Source organism: Streptomyces alanosinicus (assembly GCF_014650595.1).
Lineage (GTDB): Bacteria > Actinomycetota > Actinomycetes > Streptomycetales > Streptomycetaceae > Streptomyces > Streptomyces alanosinicus.
The window spans coordinates 122,682-140,395 of sequence record NZ_BMVG01000006.1; the positions used below are offsets into that span (position 1 = coordinate 122,682).

Annotated in this window: 12 protein-coding genes, 2 tRNA genes and 2 pseudogenes; 7 read left to right on the top strand and 9 right to left on the bottom strand. The window is 72.9% G+C overall.

Annotated elements, in window-relative coordinates:
* Positions 1-95: 95 nt before the first annotated feature.
* The 3 genes from IE277_RS15720 to IE277_RS15730 are packed head-to-tail and all read left to right on the top strand — an operon-like array spanning position 96 to position 2,683.
* Positions 96-821 (top strand): DUF4097 family beta strand repeat-containing protein, encoded by a 726-nt coding sequence (locus tag IE277_RS15720; protein ID WP_189952778.1) that lies wholly within the window; start codon positions 96-98, stop codon positions 819-821.
* A complete protein-coding gene (locus IE277_RS15725) occupies positions 818-1,999 on the top strand; it encodes a sensor histidine kinase (RefSeq protein ID WP_189952780.1) in 1,182 nt (393 codons plus the stop codon). The genes IE277_RS15720 and IE277_RS15725 overlap by 4 nt, the downstream gene beginning before the upstream one ends.
* Positions 2,000-2,008: 9 nt before the next feature.
* The gene (locus IE277_RS15730) at positions 2,009-2,683 is read left to right on the top strand and encodes a response regulator (protein WP_189952782.1); all 675 of its coding nucleotides are present in this window, start codon (positions 2,009-2,011) and stop codon (positions 2,681-2,683) included.
* A 31-nt stretch (positions 2,684-2,714) separates the two neighbouring features.
* Here the strand turns inward: IE277_RS15730 and IE277_RS15735 are convergent.
* Positions 2,715-3,044: pseudogene (locus IE277_RS15735) on the bottom strand (class I SAM-dependent methyltransferase); the annotation flags it as partial.
* 195 nt (positions 3,045-3,239) lie between these two features.
* On the opposite strand from IE277_RS15735, the gene IE277_RS15740 reads away from it, so the two are divergent.
* On the top strand, positions 3,240-4,091 hold the full coding sequence (locus tag IE277_RS15740) for a hypothetical protein (protein WP_189952785.1): 852 nt from the start codon (positions 3,240-3,242) through the stop codon (positions 4,089-4,091).
* 140 nt (positions 4,092-4,231) lie between these two features.
* Positions 4,232-5,068, top strand: a complete 837-nt coding sequence (locus IE277_RS15745; protein ID WP_189952787.1) for a protein kinase domain-containing protein — start codon at positions 4,232-4,234, stop codon at positions 5,066-5,068.
* 291 nt (positions 5,069-5,359) lie between these two features.
* On the opposite strand, the gene IE277_RS15750 is transcribed toward IE277_RS15745, so the two are convergent.
* Positions 5,360-5,432, bottom strand: a tRNA-Arg gene (locus IE277_RS15750).
* Between the two features lie 216 nt (positions 5,433-5,648).
* Positions 5,649-5,739, bottom strand: a tRNA-Ser gene (locus IE277_RS15755).
* Positions 5,740-5,910: 171 nt separating this feature from the next.
* Here IE277_RS15755 and IE277_RS15760 point away from each other — a divergent pair.
* Complete coding sequence (locus IE277_RS15760) at positions 5,911-6,411, top strand: SSI family serine proteinase inhibitor (RefSeq protein WP_189952789.1); 501 nt, start codon at positions 5,911-5,913, stop codon at positions 6,409-6,411.
* Between the two features lie 350 nt (positions 6,412-6,761).
* A complete protein-coding gene (locus tag IE277_RS15765; RefSeq protein WP_189952791.1) occupies positions 6,762-11,261 on the top strand; it encodes a PAS domain-containing protein in 4,500 nt (1,499 codons plus the stop codon).
* Between the two features lie 48 nt (positions 11,262-11,309).
* On the opposite strand, the gene IE277_RS15770 is transcribed toward IE277_RS15765, so the two are convergent.
* From IE277_RS15770 to IE277_RS15795, 6 genes and pseudogenes are all read right to left on the bottom strand, one after another.
* Complete coding sequence (locus IE277_RS15770; RefSeq protein WP_189952793.1) at positions 11,310-12,965, bottom strand: long-chain fatty acid--CoA ligase; 1,656 nt, start codon at positions 12,963-12,965, stop codon at positions 11,310-11,312.
* A gap of 131 nt (positions 12,966-13,096) precedes the next feature.
* Entirely contained in the window at positions 13,097-13,693 is a 597-nt protein-coding gene (locus IE277_RS15775; RefSeq protein ID WP_189952794.1) for a SigE family RNA polymerase sigma factor, read from the bottom strand.
* 262 nt (positions 13,694-13,955) lie between these two features.
* On the bottom strand, positions 13,956-15,122 hold the full coding sequence (locus IE277_RS15780; RefSeq protein WP_189952796.1) for a lipid-transfer protein: 1,167 nt from the start codon (positions 15,120-15,122) through the stop codon (positions 13,956-13,958).
* Positions 15,119-15,577 (bottom strand): MaoC family dehydratase, encoded by a 459-nt coding sequence (locus IE277_RS15785; protein ID WP_189953285.1) that lies wholly within the window; start codon positions 15,575-15,577, stop codon positions 15,119-15,121. Before IE277_RS15785 ends, IE277_RS15780 begins: the two co-directional genes overlap by 4 nt.
* A 246-nt stretch (positions 15,578-15,823) precedes the next feature.
* On the bottom strand, positions 15,824-16,762 hold the full coding sequence (locus tag IE277_RS15790; RefSeq protein ID WP_189953287.1) for a bifunctional MaoC family dehydratase N-terminal/OB-fold nucleic acid binding domain-containing protein: 939 nt from the start codon (positions 16,760-16,762) through the stop codon (positions 15,824-15,826).
* Between the two features lie 59 nt (positions 16,763-16,821).
* Positions 16,822-17,486, bottom strand: a pseudogene (locus tag IE277_RS15795) (acyl-CoA dehydrogenase family protein); the annotation flags it as partial.
* Between the last annotated feature and the right edge of the window lie 228 nt (positions 17,487-17,714).

Sequence of the window (17,714 nt, forward strand, 5' to 3'; positions counted from 1 at the left end):
TCGCGAGGGACTCCCGCAAACCGCTCCTGCGGGGGATCCCGGCCCGGTCGCCGGATGGGACGCTGTGACCAGCGAGAACCATCAAGGGGGAATGGATGATCCACCGTTTGACCCACCGCTCGACCTCGCGTCCGGCCTTCCGGCCGGCCGGCCGTCTGCTCAGCACCGCCACCGCCGTGACCACCGCGGGGGTGCTGCTGTCCGGCTGCTCCGGGTTCGCCTCCGACCGGCACCGCGAGGTCAGCTACGGCGTGCGCGCACCGGTGCACAAGCTGGTCATCAAGGGCGACACGGGGGACGTACGGGTGACCGGCGGCAGTACGACGGTCAGCGTCACCGAGCGGCAGAACTACCGGAGCAGCCCACCGCACACCACCCACACCACCGCCGCCGACGGCACGCTGACCCTGACCTACGACTGCGACGACTGCGGCGTCGACTACGACGTGAACGTCCCGACCGGTACGACGGTCTCCGTCGCCGAGGACACCGGTGATGTGTCGCTCACCGCCCTGGGCGGCCCGGTGACGGCCGAGACCGACACCGGGGACATCACCGGCACGCGTCTCACGGCCGAACGAGCCGAACTGACCACGGACACCGGTGAAGTGCGGGCGGCGTTCAGCCGCACCCCGTCCGCCGTGCAGGCCGGCACCCAGACCGGCGACATCGACATCGCCGTCCCGCGCGGCACGCGGTACGCGGTCCGGGCCGGCGCCCAGACCGGCAAGGTCGATGTCCGCGTCGACCAGGCCGACGACAGCCCGCGCGCCATCACGGCGAAGGCCCAGACCGGTGATGTCACGGTCGAACCGGCGTGAACTCGCCTTTCCGGAACGGCAGTTGGGGGCAACGGCTGCCCGCCCCGCCCCCGGTGGCCGTGGACAGCGCCCTCGCGCTGCTCGCGGCCGTGGTCGCCGTACTGTCCGTGCTGCAGAGCGAGTACATCCGCACCTGGTGGGTCTACGCACTGGCACTCGGTACGGCGCTCCCGCTGCCCTGGCGTCGCCGGGCACCCTTCGTCTGCCTGCTGTTGATGACCCCCTGCTCCGAGGGCATCAGCCTGTGGGCGCACTCGGCGTACCCGCAGGTGCCGGTGGCCGCGATCGTGCTGATCTACACCGTCGCCGAGCAGGGGGCGGACTGGCAGCGCTGGTTCACCCTGGTCGCCGCCACGGTCATCACCGTCCTGAGCACCCACAGCCCCAACGGGGCGATCTTCAGCTGGCTGCCGATGGCGGGCGGCTACATCCTCGGGTCCACCGTGCGGGAGCTGCGCCGGTCCATCCGGGCACAGGCCGAGCGCGCCGCCCAGTTGGAGCGCGAGGCCGCCGTCAGGGCCGCGCGCGCCACCGTCGAGGAACGGGCCAGGATCGCCCGCGAGATGCACGACATCCTGGCGCACGCGGTCAGCCTCATGGTCGTACAGGCGGAGGCCGGCCCGGTCGCGGTGCGCACCCGTCCCGACCGGGCGATCGCCGCGTTCGACGCCATCGCCGACTCCGGCCGGGACGCCATGGCCCAACTGCGCCGGATGCTGGGCGTGCTCAAGGAGGACGGCGGCGCCCCGGAGCGCTCCCCGGCCCCCACCCTGGCCTCGCTGCCCGCGGTGCTGGACCGGGTCCGCGCCTCCGGCATCCGCTGCGAGCTGCACACCTCGGGCCTCGATGCACCCGAGCCGCCGCAGGACGTGGCCGCCGCCGCGTACCGGATCGTGCAGGAGGCGCTGACCAACACCGTCCGGCACGCCTCGGCGAGCCGGGTCGACGTGCGCGTCGAGCGCACCGAGTCCGCCCTGGAGATCACGGTCAGCGACGACGGCCGCGGGGTACCGGTACCGTCGTCCCGCCAGGGCGGTCTCTGGTCGGGCGGACGCGGCCTGATCGGCATCCGGGAACGGGCCGCCGCCTGCGGCGGCTCGGCCACCGCGGGCCCTGGCCGAGACGGGCGGGGGTTCGTGGTCACCGCCCGTCTGCCGACGGACTCCGGAAGGACATGAGGACACGGGATGCAGCCGATCCGGGTGATCGTCGCCGACGACCAGGAACTGGTACGGGCCGGATTCGCCATGATCCTCGACGCCCAGCCGGACATCGAGGTGGTCGCCGAGGCCGCCGACGGCGCCCAGGCGGTCGAGGCGGTGGCACGGCACGCCCCGGACGTGCTGCTGCTCGACATCCGGATGCCGGTGCTGGACGGGATCGAAGCGGCCCGCGAGGTGTGCGCCACCAGCCCCTGCAAGGTGATCATGCTGACGACCTTCGACGTCGACGACTACGTCTACGAGGCGTTGTACGCGGGCGCCAGCGGGTTCCTGCTCAAGGACGTACGGCGGGACGACCTGGTCCACGGGGTGCGGATGGTCGCGGCCGGAGAGGCCCTGCTCGCGCCGTCGGTGACCCGCCGGCTGATCGCCGAGTTCACCGGCCGCGGAGCATCGCTCGGCGGGACACGGATGCCCTCCACCCGGCTCGGCCAACTCACCGCGCGGGAACACGAAACCCTGCGCCTGCTGGCCCGGGGACTGTCCAACGCCGAGATCGCCGCGGACCTGGTGGTCAGCGAGCACACGGTAAAGACCCACGTCAGCAACGTCCTGTCCAAACTGGGCCTACGCGACCGGGTCCACGCGGTGGTCTTCGCCTACGAGAGCGGCGCGGTCGTCCCGGGCAACGGGGACTGACGCCCTGGTCACCCCGGAAGGGGATGAGGGCCTACAGACGGGGCTTCCGGCAGACGAGCATGCCGCCCAGACACGTAACGCGAACCAAATGCGCGACAACCGGTTCAGCATCGGTCACCTCGATCACCCCGGGGAGAGGGATCGTGCGGATCTCGCCGAAGACCGTACCGAGGATCGTCGGCGCGTCCTCCAGGGTGAAACGGGCGGACAGCTGCACTCGGGCCGGGCCCTCCTGGATGCCCAGCACATCGCCCGCGGCTCGGCGCCAGAGGTGTTCCAGTTCCCGCTTGTCGGCCTGGCTGTTGGTGGAGACGATCGCGATGCCGCCGGGCGCCAGTACGCGGCCCAGCTCCCGCACAGCCTAGCCTCGTCACTCCTGAACTCGCCGAGTTCATCCGCCCGGGCGCATCGCCGGCCACAGCCTGTCTCCTCGCTGCGGCCTCCTGCCCGAACCTGGACGTGGTACTGCTGTCTGCCGGCACCGCCCCCCATCGGGCCGCCGCAAAGGCCACCATTGCCGCCCCGCTCGATCCGGGCCACCTCAGGAAGGTCACCGATGTACTCGCCCAAGGATGAGATCACCCGGGTACGCATGGAGGACGCCCTGGCCCTCGCCGCTGCCCGCCTGTCCACCACGACGACAGGGGCGCCGGCGTGGGGATGGCTGGGCCGCACCATCGGCAGCCGCACCGAGGGCGGTCACTGGCTCCGCGTGCACTGCGGCGAGGCATCCAAGACCCCCACCGCTCGCAACGAGGGGATCGCGCTCGCCGAGGAACGCGTGTCCGACAAGGTGTCCCGCCCGCGCCTCCACGAGGTGTACCGCTGGGACGGTGGCGAGTACGTCTTCGAGGCGGAGCTGATCGACTACATCGCCCAGCCCGTCATCTCGCCGGAAACGCCCGACCTCACCCGGGATCCGGGCCTGCCGGACTCCTGGTGGACGACCCTGCGGCACAGCCTGGACGCCCTCAGCGGCGCCGAACCGCCCCGCGAGACCATCCGCCAGTCCTGGGCCGACCGCGTCTTCCCCGAGTTCCTGGGCATCCCCGCGCCGGCCATCACCGAGCGCGTCACCGGTCACGCCGACCTCCAGTGGGCCAACCTCACCCACGATCCCCTCGTGATCCTGGACTGGGAGCGGTGGGGCGCCGTCCCCATCGGCTACGACCCCGCCATGCTCTACGTCAACAGCCTCCGCGTCCCCGCCGTCGCGGACCGCATCCGTGCCGAGTTCGCCCACATCCTCGACACCCCCGCCGGCCGGATCGGCGAACAGATCGCCCTCGCCGAAATGCTCCAGGCCGTCGGCCGTGGCTGGTACGTCGAGCTGGCCCCGCTCCTGCGGCAGCGCGCGGAGGAAGTGACCGGGGTCCGCCTTCCGGCCCCCACCCACCCGACCACCTGACCGACGCCTTCAAACTGGCCCGGCGCACCCCTCCACGCCGGGCCCAGTCACCTCAACTTCAGCCCAGCCTTTGGCAGTTGATGACCGTGGCCACGACCTCGACTCGGAGTCGGCCGCGTCGCCCGGAAGGAGAACAGACGTTGTCCGGGACACCCCCTGAACTGCCGATCGTCGTGCTCGACGCACTCATGCCCACGGCCCAGCGCCTGGTCCTCAATCGCCGGGGCTCCATGGTCTGGGAGGTGGAGAGCCACAGAGGCCGCTACGCCGTGAAGGTCGGGTACCCCATCGAGGCAACGGCCGACTGGCCCGCCCAGCCCTGGACGGCGCTCGCCCCCGCCCGCGAGGGTGCCGTGCTGCACCGCCTCGGCTTCCAGAACTTCGCGTACGGCGAATGGGACGGCGGCACCTGGAACTTCCAGCCGTGGCGCGAAGGACCGGATCTCCACCGACTGTGGGAGCCCTGCCGTACGCCGGACTCACTCATCGCACCGCACACCGGCGTCGCCCTCGGCTGTGTGCAGGCGCTGGCCGAACTGCACGACCAGGGCTGGGCCCACGGCGACGTGCAGCCCGCACACTTCATCATCGGGCCGGAACGCACCCACCTCATCGACCTGGCCCTGGCGCGCGGCGGCCACGTCCCCGAGTGGTACGACTTCCCGTTCCGCGGCTGCCTCGTCCACTACGAGGCGCCGGAGATCGCCCGTAGTGTCCTCGCGACCGGAGAAGCGGAAGCCACACCGGAAGCCGACATCTACGCACTCGGCGCGTCACTGCTCATCTCCGCCACGGGCTGGCGGGCCGTCGAGTACCCGGACGACGCACCACGCCCCGTGCAGCGACAAGCCGTGGCGGACGGCAAGCGACGGCCGGTGAAGGCACGAGGCGAACTGGGCGAGCTGATCCAGTCCATGCTCAGCCATGCCCCCGAAGACAGGCCGACCATCCACGAGGTGGCCAAGGCCCTGGTGTGAGGGCCGGCCTGCCTACGCGTCGTCTTCGGCGTCGGCCTTTCGGGCTGCTCGACCACCCGCCGCCGTCGCGGACATCGGGAACGAACTCGATCACCACGCCATCATGCTCATGTTGACATCCATGCGATATGGGAATACCTAGAATCCCTAGCCTGCCTGGATTGCATGACCGACCGATCCTTGTCCGCCGACTCCCCGCCTGGGCGTGAGTCCTGCTCAACGGAGTCGATCCAGCTCGGTAAAGAGGCGAACGCCAGAGGCCCCGGATCTCTCCGGGGCCTCTGACCTATGTGCACTCGGCAGGATTCGAACCTGCAACCTTCTGATCCGTAGTCAGATGCTCTATCCGTTAAGCTACGAGTGCTTGTTCTTTTGTTTTGTCTTCGCTCCCGGTCCTTTCGGCCCCGCTCGCGGCGACAGGAAGAACATTACATGACTGCCGCCGTCATGTGAAATCCGATTCGCACACCCCTTGTGACCTGCGAAAACGCCGACAGGGGCCCCTGGGCGGGGCGAGCGGGCGCGGGGGTGGAAACGCCGAAGCCCCGGTCCTTGGGGGACCGGGGCTTCGGGATCAGTGCGGAGGCGGAGGGATTTGAACCCTCGATGGGCTTTAAGACCCAAACCGCATTAGCAGTGCGGCGCCATAGACCGGACTAGGCGACGCCTCCAGCACAACCGTTCACGCGAGCGCGCGAATGGTGCGTGCAGATGATGACACAGCCGAGCGGCTCGTCACCAATCGCCCCCCACGGTACTAGGCACCCGGGCCGCAGGGCAAAGGGCTTCCGTCCGGCGAGGCGCGGACGCAACATCCGGCGGCCGGGGGCGTTGGGCAGGGCATGGTCTTTCGTCTTCAGCACAGTCCCCGGCGCGGGCGAGTGTCGGTTCTCGCCGTCACCTCGGGGCTCCTCGCCCTCTCCGCCGTGCCCGCCGTCGCCGCGCCCGTCGCGGCCGCCACTTCCGTCGGGCCCGTCATGCCGCCGCCCGTGCGGCCCGAGGACCGGGCGGATGATCACCTCACCGTGGTCGTGCGGAACGCCGGACCGGAGCGGGACGGGACACGCGAGCTGTCCTGCCATCCGGCCGGCGGGAGTCACCAGGACCCGGCGGATGCCTGCCGGATGCTGGACGAGCACACCCGGTGGGGGCGGGACCTCTTCGCGCCGGTGGCGCCCGGTACCGCCTGCACCATGCTCTACGGCGGTCCGGCCACCGCTCATGTGACCGGCAGCTGGGCCGGACGCCCGGTCGACGCCGACTACGACCGCAGCAACGGGTGCGAGATCGGGCGCTGGGACCGGATGGTGCCGCTGCTGCCGAAGTCGGACTCGGCTGCCTAGGGCAGGCCGGCCCGGGCCGGCCCGGGCCGGTTCGAGCCCGTTCGAGTCCGTTCGCGGGTGGCTCTCGGGTGGCTCCCGGTCGGCTCCCGGGGAAATCAACAGTCCCGTAAAGGTCCGGCGAAGGTCTCGCGAAGCCGAACGCGGCGCCGGGACTGCCCCGGGACAGCGTCAGGGGCCGTCGGCGGCGTGTGGTCACAGGTTCGATGTCACTTCGTCGTGGGACCTCCCTCTCATCCGGCGTCGCGAGCGCAGGCCGTGCGCTTAGACTCGCTCGCGTGACACGTCGCGGGCCGGTTGGCAAGATGGCCCGAGCGGTCGGCAAGGTGCGGTAACAGGGAGGAAGGCGTCTCGTGAGCAGCAGGCCATCCCGAGGCGCTGCTCGCCTCGCAGCCATACTCGACGCGCTGCCGGACGCGTTGGTCCTGGTCAACGCCAACGGAACCGTCGTCAACGCGAACACCATCGCGCTGGAGGCCTTCGAGGCGCCGGGCACCGCGCTCGTCGGGCGCGGGCTGCTCGATCTGCTGCCCGAGTTCGACTCGCGGCTCATCCCCGGATCGATGCGCAGGCCCGATCACATGGATCCCCGGGGGCGGACCAAGCCGACGCGGATGATCGCCCGGCGGACCGACGGGACGGAGTTCCCGGTCGAGGTCACGAGCGCGAACCTGGAGAACGGACAGCAGGCGTACGACGGTTACGGCTACACCGGCGACGAGCTGCTGATGATCGTCGTACGGGACCTGTCCGGGACCGTGGACACCGAGGCGGAGCTGGCGCGCTCGCAGCGGCAGACCGAGATGATCCTGCGGGCCGCGTCGGAGGGCGTCGTCGGCACCGACACCGACGGGCGGATCGTGCTCCTCAACCCCGCCGCCGCGCAGATACTGGGGTACCGGGCCGGTGAGCTGGGCGGCAAGGAGCTGCACGCCCTCGTGCTGCACTCACGCCCCGACGGCACCCCCTTCCCGTACGAGGAGTCCCCGCTCGCCGACACCCTGCGCTCCGGGCGCAAGCACCGGGTGCGCGGGCAGGTGCTGTGGTCCAAGGGCGACGCGAAGGTGTCCGTCGACCTGACCACCGCGCCGGTGCGCGACGGGGACCAGCTCGTCGGTGCCGTGATGACCTTCACCGACCGGCGGCCCTACGAGGCCCTCGCCGAGGAGAAGGCCGCACAGGAGAAGGCACACTCCGACGAGGTCGAGCGGCTCTCCGAGGAGCACGCCTCCGATCTGACCGCGCTGCGCCAGCAGCACATCAGCGAGGTCGATGAGCTGCGCGAGACGCAGGCGGAGGAGCTGGCGGCCGGCGAGGAGCGGTACGCGGCGCTCGCCGAGCGGGAGAAGGACCGGTACGAGGCACTGGCGGGCCGGCACGAGCAGTTGCTGACCCTGCTCGCGACGTCGCTGCGCGGCCCGCTCGACGAGCTGCGGCGCGAGCTGGCCGCCCTGGCCGCCGACGACGCCGGGCAGCTGTGGCCCGAGGCCAACCAGGTCCTTCATCACCTGTCGGCCGGGTACGCCCGCATCACCACCCTCATCGACAACGTCCTCGGGTACCAGCGGCTGGACGCGGGTGCCGAGGACATCGCCCGTACGAAGGTGATGCTGGACGCCGTCGTCGCCGCCGGCGTCGACGGTGCCGTGGAGCTGATCGGTCCTGGCCGGGTGCAGTTCGCCGTACACGCGCCGCCCATCGAGGCCGAGGTCGACCCGCAGCGGCTCGCCACCGCGCTCGCGCATCTCGTGGCGGACGTGGCCGGTGTCGACGCGACCGGCAACTCGCCCGTCTCCTCGGGCGGATACCTGGACAACACCGTCGTGGTCGCGGCCGCGCAGCGCGGCGAGGTCGCACGGATCGAGGTCCGTGGGCCGTACGCCGGGGGTGACTCGGTGCACGAGCCGATCGTGCGCGGGATCGTCCGGGCCCACGGCGGCGTCCTGCAGACGCACGAGGTGCCGGGCATGAGCGGCAGCGCGTATGTGCTGGAAGTACCGCTCGGCGGGGGTGCCGGGGCGGTCGGCGGAACGGTCGGCGGGCAGACGTCCGCCGCGGCACTTCCCGCCGCACAGGCACAGGGCTCGACCGGACAGGCCGCAACCGGGCAAGTACCGACTGGGCAAGTACCGACCGGGCAAGTGGCCACCGGGCAAATGACGGTCGCGACCGGACCGGGCGGGCAGGGGGCCGACGTCGGTGAAGGTGGCGCGGAGGAGGCCTCGGCCGCCGAGCAGACCGCCGGCGGCGGACGGCGGCGGGCCCGGCGGGCCTCCACGGACGCCTTCCTGGAGAGCGAGGTACCGGGCGCGGGCCAGGCCACCGAGACGGAGGCGCCCGCACCCACCGGACGGCGCCGCCGGCGTGCGGGCGCGCCCGCCGAGGCGGCCGCCGTGGCCCCGGCCGAGAGCGCGGAGACCGCGTCCGGCGGGACCGGGCGACGCCGTGGCCGGCCCGCCGAGAGCGACGCCGGTGACGGCGAAGGTGTGCATGACGGTGCGCGCGAAGGGGTGAGCGAGGGCGCGGTGGTGACCGCGGCCGAGCATGCCGCGGGGGCCGCCGCCTCCGGTACGGGGCTCGGCCCCACCGTGCCGCCGCAGGGCGTGCCCGTGCCCGCGGACCGGGTCGCCCGGCCCGAGTCCGCCGCCCCGCAGGCCGCCCTGCCGCCGGCCCTGCCCGCGGCGGGCGGCGAGCCCGGTGCCGCGGCCGTTCCGGGTGCCGAGGTCGTTCCGGCCGAGGGCGGGCAGCCGACCGGGCGGCGCCGCCGTGCGCTGGCCGCCGCGGCGGAACGAGCCGCCGCGCAGGAGGCGAGCGGCGCGCGTACGGTCTTCGCCCTGCCGCCGGCCGAGGCCGACCGCGCACCGCGGTCCGCGGACTCGACGAACGGGGTCGGGGTCGGGGGCGCCGTCGGGGTGGTCACGGCTGCGGGGGCCGGCGAGGCTCCCGGTGCTGTCGAGGGGCAGCCGCAGGTGCCGGCGCCGGGCGCCCGACCGGTGCGGGTGCCCGCTCAGCCGCCGGTGTCCGTCGAGGCCGTACCCGGTGACGACGGCCGGCACGACGCCGTACCGCTCGACCAGGCCGCGGACCACACGCCGCCGCAGCCGCATCCGACCAGCGCGCCCACCGGCCGGCGCCGCCGGGCCGCGGCCCAGCCGGCGCAGACCGCTCGGCCGACGCCCGCGCCGGGTGCCGCACCCGCGGTCGCGCCGGGCGCCGCACAGCCGGTCCCGGCACCGACCCCGGCACCGACGGCTCCGGCGCAGGCCGGGCCGCACCCGGCGGGGACGCCGACTCCCGGTCAGGGCACCCCGGTTCACGCCGTCCAGGCGCAGGGTCCGGCCGGGCAGCCGCCCGCTCCGGCACCGGCGGCCGCGCCGCAGCCCGGCGTTCCCGCCGTACCCGCCGTTCCCGGGCAGGCGGTCCCGGCCCAGCAGCCGTCCGCGGCACCGGCCGCGACCCCGCCCGGCGGGACCCCGAACAACACCCGGCCGCTGCCCGCCGAGGCCTCGGCTCCCGGCGTGCCGCAGCAGTGGCCCGGCGCCGACGACACCTCCGGCGCGGGCACTCCCGTACCGCCGCGGGCCGCGCAGCCGTTGCCCGCCGAGGGCGCCGCCGTCGATCCGAACTCGACGCAGGGCCGGGCGATCAGCGTCCGCACGCTCGGGCAGGGCGTGCCGTTCTCGCGGCAGGCCGCGCAGGTGCAGCAGCCGACGGCGACCCCGCCGCCGCACGCGCCCGGCGGGTCCGGCCGTCGGCGCAAGCTGGGCACGCCTCCGGACCCGGCCAAGCGTCCGGAGCCGGAGCAGCCGGCGGGCCAGCAGACAGCGGGCCGGCCGCATCCCCCGGTCGAACCGGCCACTCCCGCACAGCCGCTTCCCGCACAGTCGGTTCCCGGACAGCCGGGTTCCGCGCAGTCGGGTTCCGCGCAGTCGGGTTCCGCACCCGCGCAGGCCTCGCTCGCCGGGCAGTCCCGGCTCGCCCCGGGCACCGAGGGCGCGGGGCGGTCGTACGCCATAGGCGCGCCGGACGCCGACGCCGCCGAGGGGCCGGAGCCGCTGGACGGTCCCGGTGGGGCCATCGAGGTCGCGGACGCGCCGCTGCCGCAGCCGCTCGACGACGAACTGCCGCCGGAGCCGCTGGACAACCCGCGCAGGCTGCTGGTGTGGCCCGCGCCGGACGCGACGACCCAGCAGGCGCTGAGCGACCGCGGCTACCGGCCGGTGATCGTGCACTCCCGCGAGGAGGTCGACGCGCAGATCGCGGCGTTCCCGGCCGCGCTGTTCGTGGACCCGCTGACCGGGCCGATCACGCGTACGGCCCTGCAGTCGCTGCGCCAGGCCGCCGTCGCCGCCGAGGTGCCGGTGCTGGTCACGGCCGGGCTCGGGCAGGCGACACGCGAGGCGGCGTACGGCGCCGATCCCGCCGTGCTGCTGAAGGCGCTGGCACCGCGCGACAGCGAGCAGCATCCGCCGCGGGTGCTGCTCATCGAGGAGCACGCGGAGATCGCGCTGGCGCTGACCTCGACGCTGGAGCGGCGCGGGATGCAGGTGGCGCGGGCCGCGAGCGACAGCGACGCGGTGACGCTGGCGGGCCAGTTCCGGCCGAACCTCGTGGTGATGGACCTGATGCAGATGCAGCGGCGGCAGGCCGGCCGCACCGGGATCATCGACTGGCTGCGCGCGAACGGGCAGCTCAACCGCACCCCGCTGGTCGTCTACACCGCCGCCGTGGACGAGGCCGACCTGCCCCGGCTGGCCTCGGGCGAGACGGTTCTGTTCCTCGCGGAGCGCTCGACGAGCACCGAGGTACAGGGTCGGATCGTGGACCTGCTGGCCCGGATCGGCACCAACTGAGGCCGTCCGGGCCCACCGGGGCGGCGGAGGACGCCGCCTGGCCGGAGGTCAGAGGCGGGTGATGTCCAACTGCCCGTCCGCGTACTGGCGGCGCAGCACCTTCTTGTCGAACTTGCCCACGCTCGTCTTCGGCACCGCCGGGACGATCGTCCAGCGCTCGGGCAGCTGCCACTTGGCGATCCGGCCCTCCTCGGCGAGGAAGGAGCGCAGGGTCTCGAAGTCGGCGGTGGCGCCGTCCCGGAGGACGACCGTGGCCAGCGGGCGCTCGCCCCACTTGTCGTCGGGTACGGCGACCACCGCGGCCTCGGTGACGTCCGGGTGGGACATCAGCGCGTTCTCCAGCTCGACCGAGGAGATCCACTCGCCGCCGGACTTGATGACGTCCTTGGCCCGGTCGGTGAGCGTGAGGAAGCCGTCGGGGGAGATGGTGCCGACGTCACCGGTCTTGAGCCAGCCGTCCTCACTGAACTTGTCGGCGGGGCGCAGCGGTTCGCCGTCGGGGCCGTTGTAGTAGGCGCCGGCGATCCAGGGGCCGCGCACCTCCAGCTCACCCGCCGACTCGCCGTCCCAGGGGAGGCGTTCGCCGCCGGGGCCGGTGAGGCGGGCCTCGACACCGGCCGGAAAACGGCCCTGGGTGAGGCGGTAGGCGAACTCCTCCTCGGTGCCGGCCGCGTGGGCCGGGGGGCGGGCCACCGTGCCCAGCGGGGAGGTCTCCGTCATGCCCCAGGCGTGACAGACCCGCATGCCGAGCCGGTCGAAGGCCGTCATGAGGGAGGGCGGGCAGGCCGCGCCGCCGATGGTGACCTGGGTGAGGGAGGAGACGTCCCGGGGCCGGGCGGTCAGCTCGGCGAGCAGCCCCTGCCAGATCGTCGGCACGGCCGCCGCGTGGGTCGGCTTCTCGCGCTCGATCATCTCGGCGAGCGGCGCCGGCTGCAGGAAACGGTCCGGCATCAGCATGTTCACGCCGCTCATGAAGGTGGCGTGCGGCAGCCCCCAGGCGTTGACATGGAACTGGGGCACCACGACGAGCGAGGTGTCCTGATCGGTCAGACCCATCGACTGGGTCATGTTCACCTGCATGGAGTGCAGATAGATCGAACGGTGGCTGTACACCACGCCCTTGGGGTCGCCCGTCGTGCCGGACGTGTAGCACATCGCGGCGGCCTGGCGTTCGTCCAGCTCCGGCCAGTCGTAGGTGGTCGGCCGGTCCGCGATCAGCTCCTCGTACTCATGGATCCGGGCGTGTGCGCCCTGGAGCGGGGAGCGGTCGCCGGGGCCGGAGACAACGATGTGCTCGACCGTCGGCAGCTTGGCCAGCAGCGGCGCGAGCAGCGGGATCAGCGAGCCGTTGACGATGATCACTCGATCGGCCGCATGGTTGACGATCCACACCAGCTGCTCGGCGGGCAGCCGGAGATTGAGGGTGTGCAGCACCGCGCCCATGGCCGGGATCGCGAAGTACGCCTCGACGTGCTCGGCGTTGTTCCACATCAGGGTCGCCACCCGGTCGTCGCCCCGGACGCCGAGTTCGTCCCGCAGGGCGTTCGCCAGCCGCACCGCACGCGCTCCCGCCTCGGCGAAGCTGCGCCGCTGCGGTTCGGACTCCCCGGTCCAGGTGATGATCTGGGACCGCCCGTGCACCAGCGTCCCGTGCGTCAGGATGCGGGTGACGGTCAGCGGTACGTCCTGCATGGTGCTCAGCACGGAGTCCTCCCGGGGCGGCGTTGCCTACGCGGTGGTAGAGGTTCCGCTGATTCTGCTCACATACCGCGCGGTATGTCACTAGGGGACGCGTCACTCGGGGAGGAATGGGAGGGTCGGCGCACCACTTCCGGCTACTGGCGGGCCAGCCCCAGCTCAGGATCCTCACGCAGCTTGCCCAGCGCACGCGACACGGCCGACTTCACCGTGCCCACCGACACCCCGAGCACCTCCGCGGTCTGGGCCTCGCTGAGGTCCTCGTAGTACCGCAGGACGACCATCGCCCGCTGCCGCGCCGGCAGCTTCAGCACCGCACGCCACATGGCGTCGTGCAGCGCCTGCCGCTCGGCCGGGTCGTCGTCGCCGGGCAGCGGCTCCGGCTCGGGCAGCTCCTCGCAGGAGAACTCGTCGACCCTGCGCTTGCGCCACTGCGAGGTACGGGTGTTCAGCAGCGCCCGGCGCACATAGCCGTCGAGCGCCCGCTGGTCCTCGATCCGCTCCCAGGCGACATAGGTCTTGGCGAGCGCGGTCTGCAGCAGGTCCTCGGCGTCGCTCAGGTTCGCGGTCAGCGAGCGCGCGGTGCGCAGCAGGACCGGCTGGCGGGCCCGCACATACGACGCGAACGACGGGTATGCGGGAGCCTCACCGGTCGTCCGGAGCCGGGTGTGGGGGAGGGTCTGCCGCCTGGGTGCGGCGGCGGCCGAGGCGCTGGTGCAGACGGGTGTGGTCATGGCTCCACGCTAGGAGCGCACCCCCCTACGGCGGATCGCCCGCAGGTCCCGAAGCGGAGTCCCCCTCAGGTTGTAGGGGTGGGGCCAGCTGCACCTCCTGAAGGTGGACAGCGGGTGCACCCCGTCTGCGGGTACGCCCCTGACACCGAGCCGGTCGGGCCTGGCCCCGTCCGCCGATCCGCCCCTGACACGGAGTGGCCGCCGCCCCTGCCGGCACCCCTGCCCGGCCCACCCTCAGGCGTCAGCCCTCAGGCGTCAGCCCTCAGGCATCCGCCGTCAGGATCAGCCCCGAGGTCGGCACCCCTGTGCCGGCCGTCACCAGGGTGCTCGCCGCGCCCGGTATCTGGTTCACCGCCGTGCCCCGCAGCTGGCGCACCGCCTCCGCCATGCCGTTCATTCCGTGCAGATAGGCCTCCCCGAGCTGTCCCCCGTGCGTGTTGAGCGGCAGCCGCTCCTCGGCCACGAGGCCCGCGGCCTCCCCCTTCCCGCAGAACCCGAACTCCTCCAGCTGCATCAGCACGAACGGCGTGAAGTGGTCGTACAGGATCCCGACGTCGATGTCGGCCGGGCCGAGCCCCGAGGTGCGCCACAGCTGCCGGGCCACCACTCCCATCTCCGGCAGGCCGGTCAGATCGTCCCGGTAGAAGCTGGTCATCTGCTCCTGTGCCCGGCCCGCGCCCTGGGCTGCCGCCGCGATCACGGCGGGCGGATGCGGCAGGTCCCGGGCCCGCTCCAGAGAGGTGACGACGATCGCCTGTGCGCCGTCGGTCTCCTGGCAGCAGTCCAGCAGCCGCAGCGGCTCCACGATCCAGCGGGACGCCGCGTGCTCGGCGAGCGTGATCGGACGGCCGTGGAAGTACGCCGCCGGGTTCGTCGCCGCGTACCTGCGGTCCACCACGGCCACATGCCCGAACGCCTCCGGCGTCAGCCCGTACGCGTGCAGATACCGCTGGGCCGCCATCGCCACCCAGGAGGCCGGGGTGAGCAGCCCGAACGGCAGCATCCAGCCGAGCGCCGCGCCCTCCGCCGACGGCTCCCGGTGCCGCACGCCCGCGCCGAACCTACGGCCCGACCGCTCGTTGAAGGCGCGGTAGCAGACCACCACCTCCGCCACGCCCGTCGCCACCGCGAGCGCCGCCTGGAGCACGGTCGCGCAGGCGGCGCCGCCGCCGTAGTGGACCCGGGAGAAGAAGGACAGCTCGCCCATCCCGCAGGCCTGGGCCACCGTGATCTCCGGGTTGGTGTCCATCGTGAACGTCACCATCCCGTCCACGTCCGCCGGCGCCAGCCCCGCGTCGTCCAGCGCGGCCCGCACCGCCTCCACGGCCAGCCGCAGCTCGCTGCGCCCGGAGTCCTTGGAGAACTCGGTCGCCCCGATCCCGGCGATCGCGGCGCGCCCGCCCAGCGCGTCGCGGGTACGCACGCTCATGAGCGGCCCTCCGGGTCCCGGGCCGGGTCCGGGGCCTGGGCCTGGGCCGCAGCCGGGGTGGCCGGGGGAACCTGCGCCGGGACCGCGACCGTCACCGTGCCCGTCACATGTCTGCCGAGGGCGTTGGCTCCGACGACCCGCACGGTGGCGGTGTCGCCGTCGACCGCCTCGATCCTGCCCGTCAACACCATCGTGTCCCCCGGATAGTTGGGCGCGCCCAGCCTGATGGCGACCTTGCGGAGCATCGCCGCCGGGCCGAAGTGGTCCGTGATGTATCTGCCGACCAGGCCGTTCGTCGTCAGGATGTTCATGAAGACGTCCGGTGAGCCCTTCTGCCCGGCCAGCTCGGCGTCGTGGTGCACGTCCTGGTAGTCCCGCGACGCGATCGCGCCCGCCACGATCAGCGTGCGCGTGACCGGGATCTCCAGCGGGGGCAGCTCGGCGCCTACGCGCATCACCGCCTCGACCTCACTCCCCATGCACGCTCAACTCCCCCAGTTCCTGGGGCACTTCGGCCCCACAGCCCAGATAGGCGTCCATCTGTCGGCCCCACCGGAAATGCCTGTTCCTCCACGAGCAGCAGCTCCGGGTCGCTGCACGGTGCCGGTGCCCTCAGCCGGTCATGGGTCGAGGGGTCGCCGAAGATCCGCGGGGCCAGGTCACGGGCCTCGCTCCGGGCGTCGGTGGGTGTGAAGTCCATGTCAGCCCTCGCCCTCGACGGCCCGGAAGACCGGCAGGACCAGCGCACCCTCCGGGTCCTCGTAGGTCCGGAACTCCACCCGGACCGGCAGACCGACGCGCACCTTGTCGTACGGCACCCCGACCACATTGCTCACCATCCGCACGCCCTCGGCGAGTTCGACGAGAGCGACCGCGTAGGGGGGCTCGAAGGCCGGGAACGGCGGGTGGTGCATCACCACGTACGAGTAGACCGTGCCCTCGCCGCTCGCCTCGGCCGTGTCCCAGTCCAGGCCGCCGCAAGCGTTGCAGCCCGGCAGCCAGGGGTGGCGCAGGGTGCCGCAGTCCGTGCAGCGCTGGATGAGGAGCCGGTGGTCGGCCACGCCCTGCCAGAAGCCGGCGTTGTCCCGGTTGACCACCGGTCGGGGGCGCGGGGCCGGGGGTTTCCGGCGGGCCGGGGCGTATTTGAGGATGCGGAAGCGGTGTGTGCCGACAAGGTCGCCGTCGACCCGGACGTCCGTGCGCGTCGTGACGAAGTATCCGGTGCCCAGCTTCGTCGTCTTGCGGCCGGAGACCGATTCGATCACCGAGTCGAACGTGACCTGGTCACCGGGGCGCAGGGGCCGTAGATACTCCTGCTCGCAGTCGGTGGCCACCACCGACGTACAGCCCGAGGCGTCGAGGAGGGAGAGCAGGTCGTCGTAGGCACCCGTGCGGCTTTCGTGTCCGGACAGGCCGCCCATCGTCCAGGCCTGGAGCATGGTGGGCGGGGCGATGGCGTCCGGGCCTCGGTAGGCCGGGTTGGCATCGCCCATGGCCTCGCACCAGTGCCGGATCATCGGGGCGTTCACCGGGTCCTTGCCCGACCCGTCGAGGGCGGCCGGCCGGCCCTCGTACCCCTTGAGCCGCGCGCCGAGCGCGTCGGGATCCCCGCCCGCCGTCCGCCCGGCCGCCGGCTGCACCCCGTGCGTGCCCACCGCCGCTTCGCCCTTCGCGGTCACCGCCGCCCCGCCGTCCGTGCTCACCGCCGCCCCCTCGTCATCCCGAGCCGCTTCGTCGCGGCGATCTCCTGCTGCACCTCGCTCACCCCGCCCCCGAACGTGTTGATCTGCGCCGCTCTGTTCAGCCGCTCCAGCTCGCCGTCCCCGAGGGCTCCCGGGGAACCGGAGCGGATGAGTCCCGCCTCGCCGGCGATCTCCTGACACATGCGATACGTCGCGACAGTCGATTCCGTTCCCGCGAATTTCACGCCGCTCGCCTCGCCCGAGGCCGGCCGGTCCGCCCCCACGTCGGCCACCGGACGCCGGCTGAGCAGGCGATTCGCACTAGTCGAGCATGCGCCTCGGCGGCTCGCAGACGGACCCGCGGCTCATCGATCCGGCGTCGCTGATTCACTCGATCGGGGGTACGGGCCGCGGCGAGCGCGACAGCGGGGAACTCCTCGGCCTGCATGCCGAGGGCGGCGAGCGCGACCCGCTCGCGGGTGAGCCGGCCGGTGATCAGCGACCAGCCGTCGTGCTCGGCGCCGACCAGGTTCCCGGCGGGGACGTGGACGCCGTCGTAGGAGGTGGCGGTCGCCGTCTGCCCGCCCACCGTCTCGATCGGCGTCCAGGAGAACCCCGGCGCGTCGGCCGGGACGAGGAGGACGGAGATCCCCCGGTGCTCGGGCGCCTCGGGGTCGGTGCGGCGCAACAGGGCCCGGGCGTCGACGGGTTCGCCGGGGGCGGGCAGCACCTCACAGAAGTAGAGGTAGGCGCGGAGTTCGGCGCGCAGACGCTGCTGCCACCGGGTGGGGGCGAGGTGCACGGCTGGGGCCCTCCCGGCCTCGCGTACCTGACAGGAACGGTTTCTGACTGTCCGTCAGATACCGGTGGGTGTCAAGGTCGGCCACCGCACACGTCTGCGCGGCGGCAC